This is a genomic window from Tabrizicola sp. (assembly GCF_030373185.1).
In the GTDB taxonomy this organism is placed as follows: domain Bacteria; phylum Pseudomonadota; class Alphaproteobacteria; order Rhodobacterales; family Rhodobacteraceae; genus Tabrizicola.
This window is the reverse complement of the sequence record NZ_JAUCZH010000004.1, coordinates 52,180-72,628: the sequence shown is the minus strand read 5'-3', so window position 1 is coordinate 72,628 and position 20,449 is coordinate 52,180. Positions and strand designations below refer to the sequence as shown.

The window sequence follows — 20,449 nt, the reverse complement described above, 5'->3', positions numbered from 1 at the left end:
GCGTCATGAGCGCGCCGCTGCTCTTTGGCTGCCTTTGGGTGTTGGCCTCGGCGGTCACGGCCATGTTGCCGATGCGCCAGCAGATGCTGCCGGGGATCACCTTGCTGGTCGCGGCGCCGGTGCTGCTGGTCTGGATCGGCTGGGTCCATGGCTGGCTTTGGCTGGCGCTGGGCCTGTTTGCCTTCCTGTCGATGTTCCGCAATCCGCTTCGCTACTTCCTGCGCCGGGCTCTTGGTCGTCCTGCCCCCCTGCCGAAGGAACTGGAGAAATGATCCTTCCCCTCAGCCTTTGCCTCGTCTGGCTTGTCGCGGCGAATGTGATCGCAATGTTCCCCTCGCGCGACAAGCACTGGCGGGCGGCCTATGTGCTGATTGCCGTTGGCGTGCCGCTGCTGGGCTGGGTGACCTATGAGGGCGGGCCGATCCTTGGGATGCTGGTCCTGGCTGCGGGCGCATCGATCCTGCGCTGGCCGGTGGTCTATCTCTGGCGGTGGTTGCGCCGCCAGTTGGGTTAGTCGGGCGGTGGCCGGGGCGTGGCCGCCGCACAGGACGCTCCCGTCCAATGCTGCCATGAACGCCTCTTGCGCAGATGCTGAAACCATCCCAGAAAGCCGCAATGACGGCTGAACTTCCCACCCCTCGCGGCACGCTGACGCCGAACCGACTGCTGTCGGACCTGACATGGCTGCGCGTCGGCGGGCCGGCGGACTGGCTGTTTCTGCCGGCGGACGAGGCTGATCTGGCCGCATTCCTTGCCGCGCTCGATCCTGCCGTTGCGGTATTTCCGATGGGTGTGGGATCAAACCTGATCGTGCGCGATGGCGGGTTGCGAGCGGTCGTGATCCGCCTTGGCCGTGGCTTTAACGCGATCACCATTGAAGGGGACCGTGTCACCGCAGGCGCCGCCGCACTGGATGCGCATGTGGCGCGGAAGGCGGCAGAGGCGGGGCTGGACCTGACTTTCCTGCGCACCATCCCCGGCAGCATTGGCGGTGCGGTGCGGATGAACGCGGGTTGCTATGGCAGCTATGTCTCTGATGTACTGGAAGAAGTTTGCATTGTCACCCGCGCTGGCGAGGTGCTTGCGCTGCCTGCCTCGGCCCTGTCCCTGGGCTACCGGCAAAGCGCGTTGCCTGAAGGCGCGGTCATCATATCCGCCACCTTCCGCGCCGGTCCGGGCGACCCTGCGGCGCTTGAGGCGAAGATGGCCGACCAGATCGCCAAACGCGATGCCAGCCAGCCGACCAGGGACCGCTCAGCCGGCAGCACCTTCCGCAACCCCTTGGGGCGCAGCAGCACAGGCGCTGCCGATGACACGCATGAGTTGAAGGCCTGGAAGGTGATTGATGATGCCGGTATGCGCGGCGCGCGGCTGGGCGGGGCGCAGATGTCGCCCATGCATTCCAACTTTCTGATCAACGCAGACGGGGCCACAGCCGCCGATCTGGAAAATCTGGGCGAGGATGTGCGAAAAAAGGTTTTCCAATCAAGCGGTATCACGTTAGAGTGGGAAATCATGCGGGTCGGAGAATTCTCGCAAGACAAATAATATCACGGATCGCAAAAGATCTGGATGAGGCAGGACATGGCGGGCGCATCGAGCAGGATGCCCCCCAGAGTGGCGGTGTTGATGGGTGGGCTTTCCGCAGAGCGGGAGGTCTCTCTCGTTTCAGGGCGCGAATGCGCTGTGGCCCTCCGGGCGGCTGGATATCAGGTGGTTGAGGTCGATTGCGGCCTCGATCTGCCTGTGCGGCTGGCTGAAATCAAACCCGATGTCTGTTTCAACGCCCTGCATGGCCGCTGGGGCGAAGATGGCTGCGTGCAGGGCATTCTGGAATGGCTGCGCATTCCCTACACCCATTCCGGGGTGCTGGCCTCGGCGCTTGCGATGGACAAGGCCAAGACCAAAGAGGTCTATGTCGCCGCTGGCCTGCCGATTGTCGAAAGCGTTGTCGTGACGAAAGAGGCGGTAGAGGCGGGCCACGCCCTGCCGCCACCCTATGTGGTGAAGCCGAACAACGAAGGGTCGTCGGTCGGCGTGTACATCGTGCATCCGGGGTCGAACGCGCCGCGACTGGCGGCGTCGATGCCAGATCTGGTGATGGTGGAAACCTATGCGCCGGGCCGCGAGATGACGACCACGGTGATGGGGGATCGGGCTCTGGGCGTCACCGACATCATCACTGACGGCTGGTATGATTACGACGCAAAATACAAGGTCGGCGGATCGCGCCATGTGGTCCCCGCCGAAGTGCCGGATGAGATCACCGAGGCCTGCCTTGACTATGCCCGCCGCGCGCATCTGGCACTTGGATGCCGGGGCGTCAGCCGCACCGATTTCCGCTGGGACGAAGCCCGCGGCCTGGACGGGCTGATCCTTCTGGAAACCAATACCCAGCCGGGGATGACGCCCACCTCGCTTGCGCCTGAACAGGCTGCGCAGGTCGGTATCTCCTTTCCCGATCTGTGCGACTGGATGGTGAAGGACGCGTCATGCAACCGCTGATCGCCCGCCGTCCGGTAGCCAATCCCGCCATGCGGGGCGCTGCGCGCCCGGTTCGGCGCGATCCTGCGCCAAGCAAATGGGCCTACAGGGCGCAGCGCATGATGCTGACCCCCTATGTACGGATGTTCCTGCGGACCGGGCTTCCGACCCTTTTGGTCGTCGGCGGAGCCGCGATCTGGTTGTCGAGCGCACAGAACCGGGACATGCTGGTCAGCCGGCTGACCGACATGCGCGAGGAGTTCGAGGCGAGACCCGAATTCCGGGTCTCTCTCGCCTCGATCGAAGGGGCGTCCGACGATCTGGCCGAGGCGGTTCGCTCGCGGCTGGCGCTGGCCTTGCCGATGTCTTCGTTCGACATAGACCTTGATGCGGTGCGCGGGCGGATCGAGGCGCTTGACGCGGTCAAGAAGGCCGACCTTCGGGTTCGGTCCGGTGGTGTCTTGCAGGTGGTGATCACCGAACGGATCCCGGTCGCCGTCTGGCGCACCGATGCCGGGCTGACATTGGTCGATGATGGCGGCCACCGCGTTGCTGGTCTGTTGTCGCGCGCTGACCGCCCGGACCTGCCGCTGATTGCCGGGGACGGGGCCGACCTAGCCGCCGCCGAGGCGCTTGATCTGATTGCCGCCGCCGGGCCGCTGTCCCAGCGCATCCGCGGCCTTGTCCGCATGGGCGAACGGCGCTGGGACATCGTGCTGGACCGTGAGCAGCGCATTCTTCTTCCCGAAGACAACCCGGTTCAGGCGCTGGAACGGCTGCTGGCGCTGGACCATGTGCAAGACATCATGAACCGCGACATCCTGAGCGTCGATCTGCGGTCTGACCACCGCCCAACCCTTCGTCTTAGTCCCAATGCCCTGCGCGACATGCGTCGCGCGCAAGGCATTGAAACCGTGGAGAACGAACTGTGACCGATCTCTATACTTCGCAACGCGCGATGCGGAACATGCGCAAGGCTGCCATGCAGCGCGGCGTGATAGCCATTCTGGATGTAGGCACCTCGAAGATTGCCTGTCTTGTCCTGCGCTTTGACGGGCCGGATCGGATGCGCGAGCAAGATGGGGTCGGGCCAATGGCCGGGCAAAGCCAGTTCCGGGTGATCGGTGCTGCGACGACACGCTCGCGCGGGGTCCGCTTTGGCGAGATTGCCGTGATGAATGAAACCGAACGCGCGATCCGCACGGCGGTGCAGGCCGCGCAGAAGATGGCGAATGTCCGGGTTGACCATGTCATTGCCTGCTTCTCGGGGGCGGAACCTCGCAGCTATGGGCTGGCGGGCGAATGGGAATTGCAGGACAGCGTTGTCACCGAACAGGACGTCAGCCGTGTCCTTGCTTCCTGCGATGTGCCGGATCTGGGGCAGGGGCGCGAAGTGCTGCATGCCCAGCCGGTGAACTTCGCGCTGGATCACCGGTCCGGCCTTGGCGATCCGCGTGGGCAGATCGGGCATCGGCTGGCAGTGGACATGCACCTGTTGTCGGTCGACGGCGATGTGGTGCAGAACCTGCTTTATTGCATCAAGCGCTGTGACCTTGAACTGGCCGGGATCGCGTCTTCGGCCTATGTGTCGGGCGTGTCCAGTCTGGTTGAGGACGAACAGGAACTGGGGGCCGCCTGCATCGACATGGGCGGTGGGGCCACGGGCCTGTCGATCTTCATGAAGAAGCACATGATCTATGCAGACTCGGTGCGGATGGGCGGCGACCATGTGACCTCGGACATCTCCAAGGGCTTGCAGGTTCCGATGGCGGTGGCCGAACGGATCAAGACGCGGCACGGGGGGCTTTACGCCACGGGCATGGACGACCGCGAGATGATCGACATCGGCGGTGAAAGTGGCGACTGGGAGAAGGACCGCCGCCAGATCAGCCGGACGGAACTGATCGGCATCATGCGCCCGCGTGTCGAGGAGATACTGGAAGAAGTGCGCGGCACGCTGGACGCTGCCGGGTTCGACAGCCTGCCAAGCCAGCAGATCGTGCTGACCGGCGGCGGCAGCCAGATTCCGGGGCTTGATGGCCTTGCGACCCGTATCCTCGGTCAGCGCGTACGTCTTGGTCGGCCCTTGCGGGTGCAGGGTCTTCCTCAGGCGGCGACGGGCGCGGCTTTTGCCAGCGCGGTGGGCCTTTGCCTCTTTGCCGCGCATCCGCAAGACGAATGGTGGGATTTCGAGATCCCCGCCGAGCGCTATCCGGCACGGTCGCTGCGGCGGGCTGTCAAATGGTTCAAGGACAACTGGTGACTACCACATTCTGCACTACGGGCGAAATACCGCTGAGTTGAGGGCCAAAGACCCCATATTTTGCGGCTTTCCGGTCTTTTTCTCGTGACCTTTGGCGAGGTTGTGGATAGAATCGGGGATAAGTCGGCCCCTGACGCACACGGGACAGGTGCATTCAAGGCCGGAAAAGAAACAGGCGGCAGACAAGAAACGGACGGGCAAACCCATGGCACTCAATCTGACGATGACATCTGAGCGTGAAGAACTGAAGCCGCGCATCACCGTCTTTGGTGTGGGCGGGGCCGGTGGCAACGCGGTCAACAACATGATCGACCAGGCCCTTGAGGGGGTAGAGTTTGTCGTGGCCAACACCGACGCGCAGGCCTTGCAGCAAAGCCGGGCCCACGCGCGCATCCAGATGGGTGTCAAGGTGACCGAGGGTCTGGGTGCGGGCGCTCGGCCGACCGTGGGGGCCGCAGCAGCCGAAGAAACGATCGAAGAGATCGTTGACCATCTGGCGGGCGCTCACATGTGCTTCATCACCGCTGGCATGGGCGGCGGCACCGGCACTGGTGCAGCCCCGATCATCGCGCAAGCCGCGCGCGAGCTGGGTGTTCTGACGGTCGGCGTCGTGACCAAGCCCTTCCAGTTCGAAGGCAACAAGCGGATGAAGCAGGCCGAGGACGGGATCGATGCCCTGCAAAAGGTCGTGGATACGCTGATCATCATCCCGAACCAGAACCTCTTCCGGCTCGCGAACGAACGCACCACCTTTACCGAAGCCTTCGCGATGGCCGATGACGTTCTGTATCAGGGCGTCAAGGGCGTGACCGACCTGATGGTGCGGCCCGGCCTGATCAACCTCGACTTTGCCGATGTGCGCGCGGTCATGGACGAGATGGGCAAGGCGATGATGGGAACCGGCGAAGCCTCGGGCGAGGATCGCGCGGTGCAGGCGGCGGAAAAGGCGATTGCCAACCCGCTTCTCGACGAGATCAGCCTGCATGGCGCGAAGGGTGTGCTGATCAACATTACCGGCGGCCATGACCTGACGTTGTTCGAGCTGGACGAAGCCGCAAACATCATCCGCGAAAAGGTGGACCCGGACGCCAATATCATCGTCGGCTCCACGCTGGACACCTCTATGGAAGGCCGCATCCGCGTTTCGGTCGTGGCCACAGGCATCGACGCCTCGGCTGCCCGGCAAGAGGTTCCCGTGGCGCGGCGTTCGATGGCGGCTCCGCTGTCGCTGAACCCGGCACAAACGGGCGAGGCTGCCCGTGTGGCACAGCAGCCGGTTGCTGCTGCCCCGGTCGTGGCCGATCCTGTCCCGGAGTTTGAAGAAGAGGTCGATGCCCTTGCGATCGGCCTGTTCGACGCAGCGGCTTCCCATGCCGAAATGGAAGCGGAAGCCGATGACTATGTCGACGAGGTTCCTGCCCCGGCCTATCGGCCACAGACCGCGCCGCAACCTTCGCTGATCCGGTCGGCCCCGGCCGCAATCGAGGCGGACGCCGCAGATTTCGTCGCCCCACGCCCGCGCGCCGCGGGTCAGCCATCGCCCGAGGCCCTGGCCCGGCTTCAGGCCGCAGTCACCCGTCCCGCCGCAAATGGCGCGGCAAAGTTTGGTCGCCCGGCCCCGGTCGCAACTGCACCCGCGCCCACGGCTGCGCCGCTGGCCCCTGCGGCAAAACCACGTTTCGGGATCGGCACCCTGATCAATCGCATGGCGGGGCATCTTGAGGCGACAAACGAACGTGTTGCTGCGCCGGCTGGTCGCGCGCAGCCGCCAGTGACTGCCTATGAGGACGAACATGACATGGGGACAGATCAAGACCGGATCGAGATTCCCGCATTCCTGCGCCGTCAGGCGAACTGAGATCACCACGTTGGTACTGACATGGAAAGGCCCGGACTTCCGGGCCTTTTCCTTTGTTTGCAACGACATGGGCGCAAAATAGCTGTGTTACATATCGTCACAAAGAGTGAGTTGAGCTTCAAGCCTTGCGCGAATAGCTAAGGGAAAAGCGGATGCAGGCGGTAAATGCCCGCGCCACATGAGGTCGATCGAGACGTGCAGAACAGCCTGAAATCCTCTGCCACTTTCACAGGACGTGGCCTTCACAGCGGCGCGCCGGTGCGGATGGTCGTGCGCCCGGCGCCCGTTGATCACGGGATCTGGTTCCGCCGGACGGACGTGACCAACGCGGACCAGATGGTCCCCGCCCGCTGGGATGCGGTGAGCCCATCCAGGCTTTGCACGGTGGTCGAAAATGCGGCTGGCGTGTCTGTCTCGACCATTGAGCATATCATGGCGGCCCTTTCCGGCAGTGCTGTCCATAACGCGCTTATTGAAATTGACGGCCCCGAGGTTCCGATTCTGGACGGCTCTGCCGTCCCCTTCGTGCAGGGGTTCCTTGCAGCGGGCCTTGATGATCTTGATGCACCCGTGCGTGCGGTGCGCGTCCTGAAATCGGTAGAAGTCCGTGACGGCGACGCCGTGGCCCGGCTTGACCCGGCTGACATGCTGGAAATCGACTTTCGCATATCTTTCGAGGATGCCGCGATCGGCACGCAGACCCGGCGGCTGAACATGGCGAACGGGGCTTTCGTGCGCGAGCTTTGCGACAGTCGGACCTTCTGCCGTCAGGTGGATGTGGACGCAATGCGCCAAGCCGGCCTTGCGCTTGGCGGCACAATGGAAAATGCGGTGGTGTTCCGGGGTGACAAGGTCTTGTCGCCGGGCGGTCTGCGCCATGCTGATGAACCGGTGCGTCACAAGATGCTGGATGCGCTGGGTGATCTGGCGCTGGCCGGAGGGCCGATCCTGGGTCGATACACTGGCGACCGAGCCGGGCATGCGCTTACAAACCGGCTTCTGCGGGCGCTTTTTGCCGATCCCGAGGCATGGCGGATGGTGGATTGCGGGCCGCAGACCCTTGGCAAATTGCCGGGCGTTGGCGTGCATGTGGGCGATCTGCCTCTGGTTCGGGCCTGACGCTGCCATCAGTTGCCACGATCATTGGCCTGTGAAAGTCACGAAAGGCGTTTTGCGCCCCGGATTTTTCTGTGCTAGGACGATGCAAAGACGGGGCAAATCGCCCGGGTGTCGGGCTCTCGGCGGGGCTTTGGTCACCAGCACCGGACGGGGGCAGCAGGTTTGGATAGGCGGAAAATGTCAGGCAGACGCCCCGGCGCAGGGTTCCTAAAGGCGGCGTTTGTTGTTGCGGTGCTGGCCGGCTGTTCGCGTGGCCCGCAGGAGCGCGCGCTGGATACCTATACTGCGGAAGAAATCTTCAAGAAGGGTGAGCTGGAACTTGAAACCGGCAAGAAGCCCAGAGATGCGCTGGTCTACTTCCAGGAAGTCGAACGGCTTTATCCCTATACGGAATTCGCCAAGCGCGCCCTGATCATGCAGGCCTTCACGCACCACAAGGCTAAGCAATACCCCGAAGCCCGCGATGCGGCGCAGCGTTTCCTTGATTTCTACCCCGGCGATGAAGATGCCCCCTATGCGCTTTATCTCATGGCGCTGTCCTACTACGACCAGATTGACGATGTCGGCCGTGACCAGGGCATCACGTTCCAGGCCCTGCGTGGCATGCGTGACGTGATCGAAACCTATCCGAACAGCGAATACGCCCGTTCGGCCATCCTGAAGTTCGATCTTGCTTTCGACCAGTTGGCCGCAAAGGAAATGGAAGTCGGGCGCTACTATCTGAAACGGCGTCACTACACCGCAGCGATCAACCGGTTCCGAGTGGTGGTGCAGGATTTCCAGACCACGACCCATACCGCCGAAGCCTTGCACCGTCTGGTGGAAAGCTATGTCGGACTTGGCCTGAGTGATGAAGCACAGACCGCAGCGGCAATTCTTGGCTTCAACTATCAGGCCTCGCCCTTCTACGATGACAGCTTCCGCCTGCTGAAGGGCAAGGGACTGTCACCCGAGGCAAAGGGCGAAAGCTGGCTGCGTCAGGTCTATCGCCAGATGGTCCGGGGCGAGTGGTTGTAGGGATGGTGCGTGCAGGCGCGCACCCCGCAGGCAGGCCAGATGCTTCGAAGTCTTGATATCCGTGATGTGCTGATCATTGATCGGCTGACGCTGGACCTTGGCGCCGGACTCAATGTGCTCACCGGTGAGACAGGGGCAGGCAAGTCGATCCTGCTCGATGCCCTGGGTTTTGTCCTGGGCTGGCGGGGCAGGGCGGAACTTGTCCGCCAAGGGGCAACGCAAGGCGAGGTGACGGCGGTCTTCGATCTGCCGGCTGGCCATGCCGCGCGCAAGGTGCTGTCGGAAGCCGGGATCGACACTGAGGGCGAGTTGATCCTGCGCCGAGTCAACTTCGCGGATGGTCGCAAGACAGCCTGGGTGAATGACCGCCGCGTCTCGGGCGAGGTGCTGCGCGATCTTTCGGAGCATCTGGTAGAGCTTCACGGCCAGCATGATGATCGGGGCCTTTTGAACCCGCGCGGCCACCGCGCCCTTCTGGATGCCTATGCCGGACTGGACCTTGCCCCTTTGCGCGCGGCCTGGGCTGCCCGCCGGACAGCGCGGGCCGCCTTGGCCGAGGCCGAGGCGATGCTGGAACGGGCTGCCGCGGAAGAGGAATTCCTGCGCCATGCGGTTGGCGAACTGGACAAGCTGAGCCCGGAAGCTGGCGAAGACGCGGCGCTGGATGCGCGCCGTCGCCTGATGCAGGGGGCCGCGCGGATTCGGGAAGATGTGGCCAAGGGCCATGCCGCCTTGTCGGACGCGGGCGCCGAAGGCCGGATGCGCGATGCGCTGCGCTGGCTGGAAGGGGCCGCCGACAAGGCCGAGGGGCGGCTTGACCCGGCCCTTGCCGCGCTCAATCGGGCGCTGATCGAACTGGGGGAAGCCCAGCAAGGCGTCGAGGTCGCGCTGGAGGCCCTGGACTTTGACCCCGGTGAACTGGAGCAGGTCGAGGAACGCCTGTTCGCGATCCGTGCCTTGGCGCGCAAGCATGGCGTACTGGCCGATGATCTGGGCGGGTTTGCCGATGGCTTGCGGGCGCGTCTGGCGGCGATCGACGGTGGGGCCGCAGGAATTTCCCGGCTGCAAAAGGCGGTGGCCGAGGCCGATGTGACCTTCAAGGCCGAAGCCGCGCGGGTGACAAGTGTCCGGCGTGACGCGGCCGGGCGGCTTGATGCGGCCATGGCGGCGGAACTGGCCCCGCTGAAGATGGAACGGGCGGTCTTTGTTACCGAGTTCGCGCCCGCAGAACCCGGGCCGGATGGCATGGATGCGGTGACCTTTACGGTTGCCACCAACCCCGGCGCGTCTTCCGGTCCGCTGAACCGGATCGCTTCGGGCGGCGAGCTGAGCCGGTTCCTGCTTGCGCTGAAGGTCTGCCTGACGGGCGACAGCCCCGGCCAGACCCTGATCTTCGACGAGATTGACCGCGGGGTCGGCGGGGCGACGGCCGATGCCGTGGGTCGGCGGTTGCAGGCGCTGGCCACCGGGGCGCAAGTGCTTGTGGTGACCCATTCGCCGCAAGTCGCGGCCTTTGGTGCGCGGCATTGGCGGGTGGAAAAGCGGGTGGTCGCGGACCAGACGCTGTCAACCGTCACCGCCCTTGCCGCGTCCGAGCGGGTCGAGGAAATTGCGCGGATGCTGGCCGGTGACACCGTCTCGGATGCAGCGCGCGCGGCGGCCCGTGCGCTGTTGCAGGGATAACTGGCGCTTGTCAGGCCAATGCGCGGCAAGACCGCGAAAAAATCTGCAATCGAGTGCCGCGCTTTCGGGCGCTTTGCCTGTCGTTACGGCAAAATGACACAAGCCATGCGTTTGGCGCATGACGGCTTTCCCGATCCCGACCTGTAATGCTGCGCTGCGGCGTCCTATGTTCTGATCAAGAACAAAGGAAGTCTGTCATGCTCAATATCTTGAAATCCCTGAAGTCGCTGCGCAACTTTCCGTCGCTTGCGGAACTGGAGCGGGATTATCTGAATGCTTCCGTCTCGCGGATCGACCTTGAACGGCGTCAGCGTGAAGTGGACAACGGTCTGTTTCGTCGGTCGAGCTTTGATCTTTAAGCCGGGCCGTCCCCGGTTCTGCCGGGGATGACCTTGCCGGGGTTCATCAACCCAAGGGGATCAAGCGCGCGCTTCAGCGTGGCCATCACGTCCCAACCTGCACCATGTTCGGCCTCCATATGGCCCAGCTTGCCGAAGCCCACGCCATGTTCGCCGGTGATCGTTCCGCCCAGCCGCAAGGCTCGGTCTGCCATCCGGGCGGCAAGGGTTTTCGCGGTGGCAAACTCGGCGGCATCGCCGGGGCGCACCAGCAAGATCGCGTGGAAATTGCCGTCCCCGACATGACCAAGGATCGGCCCCGGTATCCCAGAACCCGCAATATCTGCCCGAGTCTCGTCCACCGCCTGCGACAGGCGCGATATCGGCACGCAGACATCCGTCACCACCGCCTTCGCCCCGGGACGCGAGGCAAGGATCGCGCGATAGGCGCTGTGGCGTGCGGCCCAAAGCCGGGTGCGGTCTTCCTGACGTTCCGCCCATTGCAGCCCATCGGCCCCGAACCCTTCGGCAATGTCGCGAAAGCGGCGGGTGTCTTCAGCAACACCGTCGGGGTGGCCGTGAAACTCGACCAGAAGCTGTGGGGCAAGGGGCAGGCTTAGCCCGGAAAAGGCGTTGCAGGCGGCAACGGTTTCCACGTCCAGAAATTCGATCCGCGCCGGGGTCAGGCCCATCTGCATCGTGGCAATCACGCAATCCACGGCCTGCGCCACCCCCGGAAAGGCCGCCACCGCCGTCATCACCGCTTCGGGCTGGCCATGCAGCCGCAAGGTCAGTTCGGTGATCAGGCCCAGCGTACCTTCGGACCCGACGAAAAGCGCGGTCAGATCATAGCCTGCCGCCGATTTGGGCGCACCGGTGCCGGTGCGGATCACCCGGCCATCGGCCAGAACCACCGTCAAGCCGCGCACATTGTCGCGCATCGTGCCGTAGCGCACGGCGGTCGTGCCAGAGGCCCGCGTCGCCGCCATCCCCCCGATCGAGGCATTGGCACCGGGATCGACGGGAAACATCAGCCCGGTCGAGCGCAGTTCGTGGTTCAGCACCTCACGCGTGATGCCGGGTTCAACCCGCACCAGCCGATCTTCGGGCCGGACCTCCAGCACCGCGGCCATGTCGCGGAAATCGACCACGACTCCTCCGTGCAAGGCCAGCGCATGTCCTTCAAGCGATGTGCCGGCCCCCCAGCCGATCAGTGGGACACGGTGCTGGCTGGACCACTTGGCAAGGGCTGCGACCTGATCCGTTGTGGTCGGGAACACCACGGCATCCGGCAGACCCGCTGTAACAAGGCTTTCGCTTTGCCCGTGTGCGGCAAGCACGGCCGGTGCGATGGACATCTGCGTCCCGAACAGGGCGCGCAATTCGGCAAGGGCGGTTTCAGCAAGCATGCCCGACCCTAACGCCCCGTGGCGCAAGCGCCAAGCGCTACCCTGCTGGGGAAGGGTAGTGCTGGGGGTAGCCCTTGCCGCGGCCTTGCGCTATGACGCGACCAACCGCCAGATACCGGGGAATCGTCCATGAAAGCTGCCGTCGTCACCTTCCCGGGCTCGAACTGCGACCGTGACCTTGCCACCGCCTTTGAAAGCGCCGGGTTTGAGGTGGCGCGGGTCTGGCACAAGGATACCGATCTGCCCACGGGCGTGGATGTGGTCGGGGTGCCGGGCGGGTTTTCCTTCGGGGACTACCTGCGCTGCGGCGCCATTGCCGCCCAATCGCCGATCTCGACCGCCATTCGCACCCATGCCGACCGGGGCGGCTATGTCCTTGGAATCTGCAACGGCTTTCAGGTGCTTACGGAAATGGGCCTCTTGCCCGGCGTCTTGATGCGCAATGCAGGGCTGAAGTTCGTCTGCAAGACGGTGGCGCTGCGGGTCGCCACCACGGATAGCGCCTATACGGCCGCTTATGTGCCGGGTCAGACGATCCACGTTCCCATCGCTCATCACGACGGCAACTACACCATCGACGCCGAAGGCCTGTCGCGTTTGCAAGGCGATGACCGCATCGCCTTCACCTATTGCGACAACCCCAATGGCAGCATGGCCGACATTGCCGGGGTGCTTTCGGAAAACCGCCGGGTGCTGGGAATGATGCCCCACCCCGAACGCGCCGTTGAGGCGGCGCTGGGGGGCGAAGATGGCCGCCCGTTGTTCGCCTCGCTGATGGGCGGGATGGCGCTGGCCTGACATGCCTTGGCTTGAGGCGCGCCCGGGGCGGCCCTAGTCTTTGGTCATGACAAGATCCGGCCCGCTTCAACAACCTGCATCCGCCCAGGGCTTGCCTTGGCGCGTCAAGCTTGCGGTCGGGCTTCTGGTCCTGCTTGCCGTCGGGGTTGTGCTTGTATCGAACCGGTTGCTGACTGACCGCTACACCGCCGATACCCGCAGCCGGGCAGAGGTGCGGCTGGCGCTTTACACCGGTAACCTGATGGCCGAATTGCAGCGGACTTCGGTGGTTCCGCTTTTGCTGTCGCGTGACCCGGAACTGGTGCAGGCCCTGCGCGAAGGCAATTTCTCCCGCACATCGGCGAAACTCATCGCGCTTCAGGCGCAGATCGGCGTCGCGTCGATCCGGCTTCTGGGCAATGACGGGCGCGTCGTGGGTGCAACCAACCGCAACATCCTTGGCACCAACAACCGCAACGACACCTACTTCGTCGATGCCCAACGGACGAAAGAGACGATCTTCACTGCCGTCAAACGCGAATCGGGTGGGTATGATTTTGTCTATTCGCGGTCACTTCAGGCCGAGGGCAAGACCTTGGGGGTCATCGTCGTTTCGGTTGACCTGATGAAATACGAACGCGCCTGGTCCGGCCTTCAGGATGCGGTGCTGGTGACCGACAGCGAAGGCACAGTGCTTCTTGCCACGGAATCGCGCTGGCGCGGCCTGCCGGTTGCCGAGGCGCTGGCGCTGCGTGATCCGCCATCGGCCATTGCCCGGGCGTTGCGGGCCACAGCCGACTGGGCGCAGAACCCGCCCGATGCCTATGTCCGCGGTGAGGCCGTGATGCGGACCGAGGCTCGGGTTCCTTTCCGGGGCTGGAAGATCCAGACCTTCACCGCCTATGGATCGGTCCGCGAACAGGTGAACGGGATTCTGGCGCTGGAGATCATGGGCTTTGCCATCCTGATGGCGCTGACCTTCTACATCCTGTCGCGGCGGGCCTGGTCACGCTCGCTAAGCTTTCAGCGGGAATCTGCAGAGCTTCGGGCGCTGAACGCCCGCCTTCAGCGCGAGATTGCCGAGCGTGAGAAGGTGCAGAAGGATCTTGAAGTGGCGGAATTGACGCTGGCGCAGTCCTCGAAGCTGGCGGCCCTTGGCGAAATGTCGGCAGCGGTCAGTCATGAATTGAACCAGCCCCTTGCCGCGATGAAGACTTATCTTGCCGGCGCCCGCCTTCTGCTTCAGCGCAAGCGGCCCGAAGAGGCCCTGTCCAGCTTTCAGCGGATCGACGATCTGATCGAACGCATGGGCGCGATCACCCGGCAACTGAAATCCTATGCCCGCAAGGGCGGCGAGGCCTTCGAGGAGGTTGACCTGCGCGCCTGCGTGTCTTCGGCGCTTGCGATGATGGAGCCGCAGTTGAAGGCCCGGGTCGTGAAGATCAGCCGAGGCATGCCGCGCCAGCCGGTTCTGGTCATGGCTGACCGCATCCGGCTGGAACAGGTGATCATCAACCTTTTGCGCAATGCGCTTGACGCGACCAAGGACGTGAAAGCTCCGCAGATCGACATCCTGCTGTCAGCAGGCGAAACGGCGATGCTTACGGTGCGCGACAATGGCCATGGAATTACCGAACTCGAGAATCTTTTCGAGCCGTTCTACACCACCAAGAAACCCGGCGAAGGCGTGGGCCTTGGCCTTGCCATCTCCTCGGGCATCGTGACCGACCTTGGCGGCAGGTTGACTGCCCGGAACGGCGATGGCGGTGGGGCGGTGTTTGAAATGCAGTTGCCGATCCTCGGCAAAAATCAGGAAGCAGCAGAATGAAGAGGTCCAGATGGCCCGCGCAATGAAAGTGGCAATCGTCGATGACGAGGCCGACATGCGGCAATCGATCAGCCAGTGGCTTGCGCTGTCGGGCTTTGACACCGAGACCTTCGCTTCGGCGGAAGAGGCGCTGAAGGTGATCGGGCCAGAGTTTCAGGGCGTGGTCGTCAGCGATATCAAGATGCCCGGCATGGACGGGATGGCGTTCCTGAAACGCCTGATGGGGCAGGATTCGGGCCTGCCTGTGATCATGATCACCGGTCACGGTGATGTGCCTATGGCGGTGGAAGCGATGCGGGTGGGGGCGTTCGACTTTCTGGAAAAGCCGTTCAACCCCGACCGGATGACCGAACTTGCCAAGAAGGCGACGCAGGCGCGGCGGATGACGCTTGATAACCGGGCTTTGCGCAAGGAGTTGTCTGACGGCTCGACCATCATGAAAAAGCTGATCGGATCTTCGCCCGCGATGGACCGCTTGCGCGAGGACATTCTTGATTTGGGGCAGGCTGACAGCCACGTCCTGATCGACGGCGAGACGGGGACAGGCAAGACCCTTGTGGCCCATGCGCTGCACGCCGTTGGGCCGCGCGCGTCAAAGAAGTTCGTGGCGGTGTCGTGTGCGGCATGGGGCGAAGACCAGCTTTCTGCCCGGCTGTTCGGTCCGGCCGAAGACGGCAGCCTGCCTCTGATCGAAGAGGCGCGCGGTGGAACCCTGTGCCTTGAGGATATCGAGGCGATGCCCGGCGCCCTTCAGGCACGGCTCTTGACGGTGATCAACGAGCAAGGCACCCCACCCGAAACCCGCATCATCGCGATCTGCAACCAGCATGCCCCGGATACGACGTTGGAAGCCGTGCTGCGGCCGGACCTGTTCTACCGGCTGGGCGCGATGACAATACTGTTGCCGCCGCTGCGGACCAGGGGCGAAGACATCCTGCAACTGTTCACCCGTCTGTCGGAGCAGTTCGCCGAAGAATACGGCTGCGACGCCCCGCAGGTGACCGCACAGGAAGCCGCGCAACTGTTGCAGGCGCCCTGGCCAGGCAACGTGCGCCAGTTGGTCAACATCGCGGAACGCGCCGTCTTGCAGAACCGGCGCGGGTCCGGGTCCATCGCCAGCCTGCTGATGGCCGACAACGAGGCGGCCGGACCTGCACTGACCACCGAGGGCAAGCCCCTGAAGGATTATGTGGAATCCTTCGAGCGCATGCTGATCGACAACACGATGCGGCGGCACAAGGGGTCAATTGTCGCGGTGATGGAGGAGTTGTGCCTGCCACGCCGGACCCTGAACGAGAAGATGGCGAAATACGGCCTGACGCGAGGGGATTACGTCTGATCCCGCATAGGCCCGCGCGGCCTTGGTGGGAAATAGCCCATTGTCATTTCGCACGCTTTCCCGTTAGGGTCGCGTAACGTGAAGGTTACATCTTCGCGCAGGAATTCTCTGCCGTGCAGGAAAGGCGCCCCATGCGCGCCGCCGATACGGTAGTCGGATCGGCCGAAAGGTTGGGCATTTCCCGCCAAGTCGTTGACGATGCGGGATTTAAAAGGTGGGTGGCTGCAAAGCTGTCCGTAGTGAAACGCGATGATGTGTGCGACATTGGCAAAGCTGAACGCGGGGTGCCCATTGGGCATGGCCCGCCGCTTTGCGTTGCGCGCACCCGCCCGAACAAGTCGCCCTTTCCCTGTCAATCATCCACCCGGGGCTTCCCCGGGCGCTGTGTTGTGCAGGCCGGGCGCATTGGAACAAAATGGCCAAAAAGATGCTGATCGACGCCACCCATGCCGAGGAAACTCGGGTTGTGGTGGTAGACGGAAACAAGGTTGAAGAGTTCGACTTCGAGACCGTAAACAAGCGACAGATTGCCGGAAACATCTATCTTGCCAAAGTGACCCGCGTGGAGCCTTCGCTTCAGGCGGCTTTTGTCGAGTATGGTGGCAATCGGCACGGGTTTCTGGCCTTTGCCGAAATTCATCCGGACTATTACCAGATCCCGGTCGCTGACCGTAAGGCGCTGATCGAGGAAGAGCGGGCCATGGCCCGCGCCGAGGAAGAAGAAGACAACCGCCGCACCCGCCGCCGTCCGGCGCGGTCGCAAGAGCGGGCTGAAAAGGTCAAGAACGCTGATGCCGTGGTCGAGGGGCCGTCGGGCATGGATGTGGTCGATCTGGGTGAAGATGACACCGAGATCGCCGTCGAGACCGGTATCGCGGTCGAGACTGGCGCCGCAGCGGATGCCGCACTTGCGCATGATGACGGCAATGATCATGACCACAGCGCCTCGCCTTCTGAGGAGCCCGGGGAAGGGGATCGTCCCTACCGGGCGATGGACCATGCATCGGAAACCGACGACGAGATCGAATCCATCGCCGAAGAGGATGTGGCCGAAGAAATCGCCGCCCCGCGCCGTCCGCGCGCCCGGCGCTACAAGATCCAGGAAGTCGTCAAGGTCCGGCAGATCATGCTGGTCCAGGTCGTGAAGGAAGAGCGCGGCAACAAGGGTGCGGCGCTGACCACCTATCTGTCGCTGGCCGGGCGCTACTGCGTCCTGATGCCGAACACCGCGCGGGGCGGCGGGATTTCCCGCAAGATCACCCAAGTGGCCGACCGCAAGAAGCTCAAGGAAATTGCGTCCGAGATCGAGGTGCCGGAAGGCGCCGGCCTGATCATCCGCACGGCGGGTGCAAAGCGTACCAAGCCAGAAATCAAGCGCGATTACGAATACCTGATGCGCCTGTGGGAACAGATCCGCGAACTGACGCTGAAATCCATCGCGCCCGCCAAGATCTATGAGGAAGGCGACCTGATCAAACGGTCGATCCGCGATCTGTACAGCCGCGAGATTGACGAGGTTCTGGTCGAAGGCGAAGGCGGCTACCGCACCGCCAAGGATTTCATGCGCATGATCATGCCAAGCCACGCCAAGCAGGTGGTACGCTATTCCGATCCGGTGCCGCTGTTCGCCAAGTATCAGGTGGAAAGCTATCTGGGCGGCATGTTCAACCCTGTGGTGCAGTTGAAATCCGGCGGCTACATCGTGATTGGTGTGACCGAGGCTTTGGTCGCCATCGACGTTAACTCTGGCCGGGCCACCAAGGAAGGCTCGATCGAGGATACCGCGCTCAAGACCAACCTTGAGGCCGCCGAGGAAGTGGCACGTCAGTTGCGCCTGCGCGACCTTGCCGGGCTGATCGTCATCGACTTCATCGACATGGAAGAGCGCAAGAACAACGCCGCCGTCGAGAAGCGCCTGAAGGACAAGCTGAAAACCGACCGCGCGCGAATTCAGGTCGGCCGCATCTCGGGCTTTGGCCTGATGGAGATGAGCCGCCAGCGCTTGCGGCCCGGCATGCTGGAAAGCACCACCCAGCCGTGCGCGCATTGCCATGGCACCGGCCTGATCCGGTCGGATGACAGCATGGCCTTGCAGGTTCTGCGCGCGCTGGAAGAGGAAGGCACGCGCAAGCGGTCGAAAGAGGTGCTGCTGAAGGCACCCATCGGCATCGTCAACTACCTCATCAACAACAAGCGCGAACATATCGCGCTGATCGAGGCGCGTTACGGCATGTCGGTGCGGATCGAAGCTGATCCGACGATGATCAGCCCCGATCACTCGATCGAAAAGTTCAAGACCGCATTGCGTGTCGTGCCAGAGACGCCGGTGATTTCCGGCCATGCTGGCCTGATGGGCGCGCCGGTGGCCGAGGAAGAGGAAGACGATCTGGTCGATGATCTGATCGAAGAAGACGAGGACGAAGCTGCCGAGGCGGCTTCCGCTCCGGCTTCCGCTGCGGCCGCCGAAGGTGACAATGGCGCGCCCGGCAAGAAAAAGCGGCGTCGGCGTCGGCGTCGGCGCGGTGGCGCGCGTGAAGGCGATGCGGCGCTGAACGGTGCTGCTGGTGACGAAGACGGTGACGACGAAGACGAAGAAGTCGTTGCCGCTGAAACCGTCGAACCCCTGGCCGAGGCTGAGCCGAAGGGTTCGGCACGCAAGCGCACCCGCAAGCCCCGTGTCCGCAAGGGCGACGTTGAGGCGGTGGCAGAAACGGCGGCAGATGCTGCGGCAGAGGCGGTTGTTGAGCCTGTGGCCGTCGCGTTGGCGGACTCGGTGCCTGTATCGGACGAGAAGGTTGCAGCAGAACCTGCGGTGGCAGTGGTGGCCGAAGCCGCAAAGCCTGCGCCTCGCAAGCGGGCATCGCGCGCCAAAGCCGCCGTTACGGAATCCGTCACGGAACCGGCCGCAGAACTTGCAGCAGAACCCGCGCCCAAGGTCAAATCGGCCGAAGCCGCTCCGTCAAAGCCCGCACGCAGTCGTGCGCCGCGAGCGAAGGCCGCAACCGAGGCACCGGCACCTGTGCTGGCCCTTGACCCGGGGCTTGCGGCCACGGTTGAAACTGTCTCTCCAGACCCTGCTGAAGCCGCCGCCGTGGCCGATGTGGCTGCGTCCGACGACCCGTCCAAGCCCAAACGCAAGGGTTGGTGGTCACTGGGCCGGTAGGATCAGGGGCCGCTCAGGCCCTTCGGATCAGGTGGAGGGTGACAGCACCCTCTGCCCTTGCGCCGAGGTAGGAATGTCCCGCCTCGGCGCAGAAATGGGGCAGGTCGATCGCGGCCATCGCATCGGTCGCCCGGACGCAAAGCACTGTGCCAGCGGCAAGCGACAGCAGCCGCTTGCGCGCACGCAACACGGGCAGCGGGCATAAAAGCCCTTCGCAATCCACCATGTCATCCCAGTCGGCCATCCGCCGCATGTAGCGGCCAGACCTTCCTTCGGCAAGGTTACAGACCGGCCACGCGGATGTGACGCGCTGTCCGGGTGACGCGGACTGCGAAAGTCGCTATCTGGGCTTGGAGGGGACTTGCATGTTCGGAATCGAGATCATCGACGCTGCCTTGCTGCCCGCGATGGCCGTCGCGCTGGTTGCGGGTGTGTTGTCGTTCCTGTCGCCTTGCGTGCTGCCCATCGTGCCGCCCTATCTGGCCTATATGGGCGGGATTTCCATGGGCGAGATGACAGCGGGCGGCCAGGCGCGGCGACGGGTGATCCTGCCAGCGCTGTTCTTTGTCATGGGGCTTTCCACGGTTTTTCTGATCCTTGGCTTCACCGCCTCGGCGATGGGGGCGTTTGTCCTGAACAATCAGGAACTTCTGGCGCAGATTTCCGGGGTTGTGGTCATCATCTTCGGCCTGCATTTCGTTGGCCTGTTCCGCATCCCGATCCTTGACCGCGAAATGCGGATGGACGCCGGTGAACGCGGCGGATCGGCCGCCGGGGCCTATGTGCTTGGCCTTGCCTTCGCCTTCGGCTGGACGCCCTGCATCGGCCCGCAACTGGGGGCGATCCTCAGCCTTGCGGCGCAAGAGGCCAGCACCGGGCGCGGCACCGTACTGCTGGGCGTCTATGCGCTTGGCCTTGGACTGCCGTTCCTGCTGGCAGCGATCTTTGTCGAACGCTCGATGACGGTGATGGGCAAGCTGAAGCGCCACATGAAGACGATCGAGCGGGCCATGGGCGCGCTGTTGCTGATTGTGGGCGTGGCGCTGGTCACCGGTGCCTTCACCGACTTCAGCTACTGGATGCTTGAAACCTATGATGTGCTGGGTCTGCCGGTGCCGGGCTGATCTGCCTTTCTTCTTGTTTGCCAGCGGTTAAGGTGTGGCGGACAAAC

18 protein-coding genes are annotated in these 20,449 nt (G+C 63.7%); 16 read left to right on the top strand and 2 right to left on the bottom strand.

Going from position 1 to position 20,449, the window contains the following annotated elements; all coding sequences use genetic code 11:
• The first annotated feature begins 5 nt into the window (after nt 1–5).
• From QUV21_RS08590 to QUV21_RS08540, 11 genes are all read left to right on the top strand, one after another.
• On the top strand, nt 6–272 hold the full coding sequence (locus QUV21_RS08590; protein WP_300854241.1) for a DUF2484 family protein: 267 nt from the start codon (nt 6–8) through the stop codon (nt 270–272).
• Nucleotides 269–514, top strand: coding sequence for a DUF2484 family protein (locus tag QUV21_RS08585; protein ID WP_300854240.1), 246 nt, complete (start codon nt 269–271; stop codon nt 512–514). Before QUV21_RS08590 ends, QUV21_RS08585 begins: the two co-directional genes overlap by 4 nt.
• Nucleotides 515–615: 101 nt before the next feature.
• Complete coding sequence (murB, locus tag QUV21_RS08580; RefSeq protein WP_300854239.1) at nt 616–1,548, top strand: UDP-N-acetylmuramate dehydrogenase; 933 nt, start codon at nt 616–618, stop codon at nt 1,546–1,548.
• Nucleotides 1,549–1,584: 36 nt separating this feature from the next.
• Complete coding sequence (locus QUV21_RS08575) at nt 1,585–2,505, top strand: D-alanine--D-alanine ligase (RefSeq protein ID WP_300854238.1); 921 nt, start codon at nt 1,585–1,587, stop codon at nt 2,503–2,505.
• Nucleotides 2,493–3,416 carry a cell division protein FtsQ/DivIB gene (locus QUV21_RS08570; RefSeq protein ID WP_300854237.1) on the top strand — a complete coding sequence of 308 codons (924 nt, stop codon included), beginning with the start codon at nt 2,493–2,495 and terminating at the stop codon, nt 3,414–3,416. Before QUV21_RS08575 ends, QUV21_RS08570 begins: the two co-directional genes overlap by 13 nt.
• Nucleotides 3,413–4,747: a cell division protein FtsA gene (ftsA, locus tag QUV21_RS08565; protein WP_300854236.1), complete on the top strand. Its 1,335-nt coding sequence runs from the start codon at nt 3,413–3,415 to the stop codon at nt 4,745–4,747. Before QUV21_RS08570 ends, ftsA begins: the two co-directional genes overlap by 4 nt.
• 205 nt (nt 4,748–4,952) lie before the next feature.
• Complete coding sequence (gene ftsZ / locus QUV21_RS08560) at nt 4,953–6,605, top strand: cell division protein FtsZ (RefSeq protein WP_300854235.1); 1,653 nt, start codon at nt 4,953–4,955, stop codon at nt 6,603–6,605.
• Nucleotides 6,606–6,800: 195 nt separating this feature from the next.
• Nucleotides 6,801–7,724 (top strand): UDP-3-O-acyl-N-acetylglucosamine deacetylase, encoded by a 924-nt coding sequence (lpxC, locus tag QUV21_RS08555; protein ID WP_300854885.1) that lies wholly within the window; start codon nt 6,801–6,803, stop codon nt 7,722–7,724.
• Between the two features lie 177 nt (nt 7,725–7,901).
• Nucleotides 7,902–8,741 carry an outer membrane protein assembly factor BamD gene (locus tag QUV21_RS08550; protein ID WP_300854234.1) on the top strand — a complete coding sequence of 280 codons (840 nt, stop codon included), beginning with the start codon at nt 7,902–7,904 and terminating at the stop codon, nt 8,739–8,741.
• Between the two features lie 39 nt (nt 8,742–8,780).
• Nucleotides 8,781–10,424: a DNA repair protein RecN gene (gene recN, locus QUV21_RS08545; protein ID WP_300854233.1), complete on the top strand. Its 1,644-nt coding sequence runs from the start codon at nt 8,781–8,783 to the stop codon at nt 10,422–10,424.
• Between the two features lie 197 nt (nt 10,425–10,621).
• Nucleotides 10,622–10,783, top strand: coding sequence for a hypothetical protein (locus QUV21_RS08540; protein ID WP_300854232.1), 162 nt, complete (start codon nt 10,622–10,624; stop codon nt 10,781–10,783).
• On the opposite strand, the gene QUV21_RS08535 is transcribed toward QUV21_RS08540, so the two are convergent.
• Nucleotides 10,780–12,171 carry an FAD-linked oxidase C-terminal domain-containing protein gene (locus tag QUV21_RS08535; protein ID WP_300854231.1) on the bottom strand — a complete coding sequence of 464 codons (1,392 nt, stop codon included), beginning with the start codon at nt 12,169–12,171 and terminating at the stop codon, nt 10,780–10,782. The two genes, QUV21_RS08540 and QUV21_RS08535, sit on opposite strands and share 4 nt — an antisense overlap.
• 129 nt (nt 12,172–12,300) lie before the next feature.
• Here QUV21_RS08535 and purQ point away from each other — a divergent pair, with 129 nt between their 5' ends.
• From purQ to QUV21_RS08515, 4 genes are all read left to right on the top strand, one after another.
• Nucleotides 12,301–12,969, top strand: coding sequence for a phosphoribosylformylglycinamidine synthase subunit PurQ (gene purQ / locus QUV21_RS08530; protein ID WP_300854230.1), 669 nt, complete (start codon nt 12,301–12,303; stop codon nt 12,967–12,969).
• Between the two features lie 46 nt (nt 12,970–13,015).
• Complete coding sequence (locus QUV21_RS08525; protein ID WP_300854229.1) at nt 13,016–14,776, top strand: ATP-binding protein; 1,761 nt, start codon at nt 13,016–13,018, stop codon at nt 14,774–14,776.
• Nucleotides 14,777–14,786: 10 nt separating this feature from the next.
• Nucleotides 14,787–16,115, top strand: a complete 1,329-nt coding sequence (locus QUV21_RS08520; RefSeq protein WP_300854228.1) for a sigma-54 dependent transcriptional regulator — start codon at nt 14,787–14,789, stop codon at nt 16,113–16,115.
• Nucleotides 16,116–16,530: 415 nt separating this feature from the next.
• Complete coding sequence (locus QUV21_RS08515; protein WP_300854227.1) at nt 16,531–19,278, top strand: ribonuclease E/G; 2,748 nt, start codon at nt 16,531–16,533, stop codon at nt 19,276–19,278.
• 13 nt (nt 19,279–19,291) lie between these two features.
• Here QUV21_RS08515 and QUV21_RS08510 read toward each other — a convergent pair whose 3' ends face one another.
• Nucleotides 19,292–19,522: a sulfurtransferase TusA family protein gene (locus QUV21_RS08510; protein ID WP_300854884.1), complete on the bottom strand. Its 231-nt coding sequence runs from the start codon at nt 19,520–19,522 to the stop codon at nt 19,292–19,294.
• Between the two features lie 121 nt (nt 19,523–19,643).
• Here QUV21_RS08510 and QUV21_RS08505 point away from each other — a divergent pair, with 121 nt between their 5' ends.
• Nucleotides 19,644–20,402 (top strand): cytochrome c biogenesis protein CcdA, encoded by a 759-nt coding sequence (locus QUV21_RS08505; RefSeq protein WP_300854226.1) that lies wholly within the window; start codon nt 19,644–19,646, stop codon nt 20,400–20,402.
• Nucleotides 20,403–20,449: the final 47 nt, after the last annotated feature.

Excerpts from the sequence above, each read along its gene's own strand:
- QUV21_RS08520 (WP_300854228.1), top strand. The coding sequence starts at position 14,787 with ATGGCCCGCGCAATGAAAGTGGCAATCGTCGATGACGAGGCCGACATG.
- QUV21_RS08525 (WP_300854229.1), top strand. The coding sequence starts at position 13,016 with ATGACAAGATCCGGCCCGCTTCAACAACCTGCATCCGCCCAGGGCTTG.
- QUV21_RS08550 (WP_300854234.1), top strand. The coding sequence starts at position 7,902 with ATGTCAGGCAGACGCCCCGGCGCAGGGTTCCTAAAGGCGGCGTTTGTT.
- recN (WP_300854233.1), top strand. The coding sequence starts at position 8,781 with ATGCTTCGAAGTCTTGATATCCGTGATGTGCTGATCATTGATCGGCTG.
- purQ (WP_300854230.1), top strand. The coding sequence starts at position 12,301 with ATGAAAGCTGCCGTCGTCACCTTCCCGGGCTCGAACTGCGACCGTGAC.
- QUV21_RS08540 (WP_300854232.1), top strand. The coding sequence starts at position 10,622 with ATGCTCAATATCTTGAAATCCCTGAAGTCGCTGCGCAACTTTCCGTCG.
- QUV21_RS08585 (WP_300854240.1), top strand. The coding sequence starts at position 269 with ATGATCCTTCCCCTCAGCCTTTGCCTCGTCTGGCTTGTCGCGGCGAAT.
- QUV21_RS08590 (WP_300854241.1), top strand. The coding sequence starts at position 6 with ATGAGCGCGCCGCTGCTCTTTGGCTGCCTTTGGGTGTTGGCCTCGGCG.
- QUV21_RS08575 (WP_300854238.1), top strand. The coding sequence starts at position 1,585 with ATGGCGGGCGCATCGAGCAGGATGCCCCCCAGAGTGGCGGTGTTGATG.
- QUV21_RS08510 (WP_300854884.1), bottom strand. The coding sequence starts at position 19,522 with ATGGCCGACTGGGATGACATGGTGGATTGCGAAGGGCTTTTATGCCCG.
- ftsZ (WP_300854235.1), top strand. The coding sequence starts at position 4,953 with ATGGCACTCAATCTGACGATGACATCTGAGCGTGAAGAACTGAAGCCG.
- QUV21_RS08535 (WP_300854231.1), bottom strand. The coding sequence starts at position 12,171 with ATGCTTGCTGAAACCGCCCTTGCCGAATTGCGCGCCCTGTTCGGGACG.
- QUV21_RS08570 (WP_300854237.1), top strand. The coding sequence starts at position 2,493 with ATGCAACCGCTGATCGCCCGCCGTCCGGTAGCCAATCCCGCCATGCGG.
- QUV21_RS08505 (WP_300854226.1), top strand. The coding sequence starts at position 19,644 with ATGTTCGGAATCGAGATCATCGACGCTGCCTTGCTGCCCGCGATGGCC.
- murB (WP_300854239.1), top strand. The coding sequence starts at position 616 with ATGACGGCTGAACTTCCCACCCCTCGCGGCACGCTGACGCCGAACCGA.
- QUV21_RS08515 (WP_300854227.1), top strand. The coding sequence starts at position 16,531 with ATGGCCAAAAAGATGCTGATCGACGCCACCCATGCCGAGGAAACTCGG.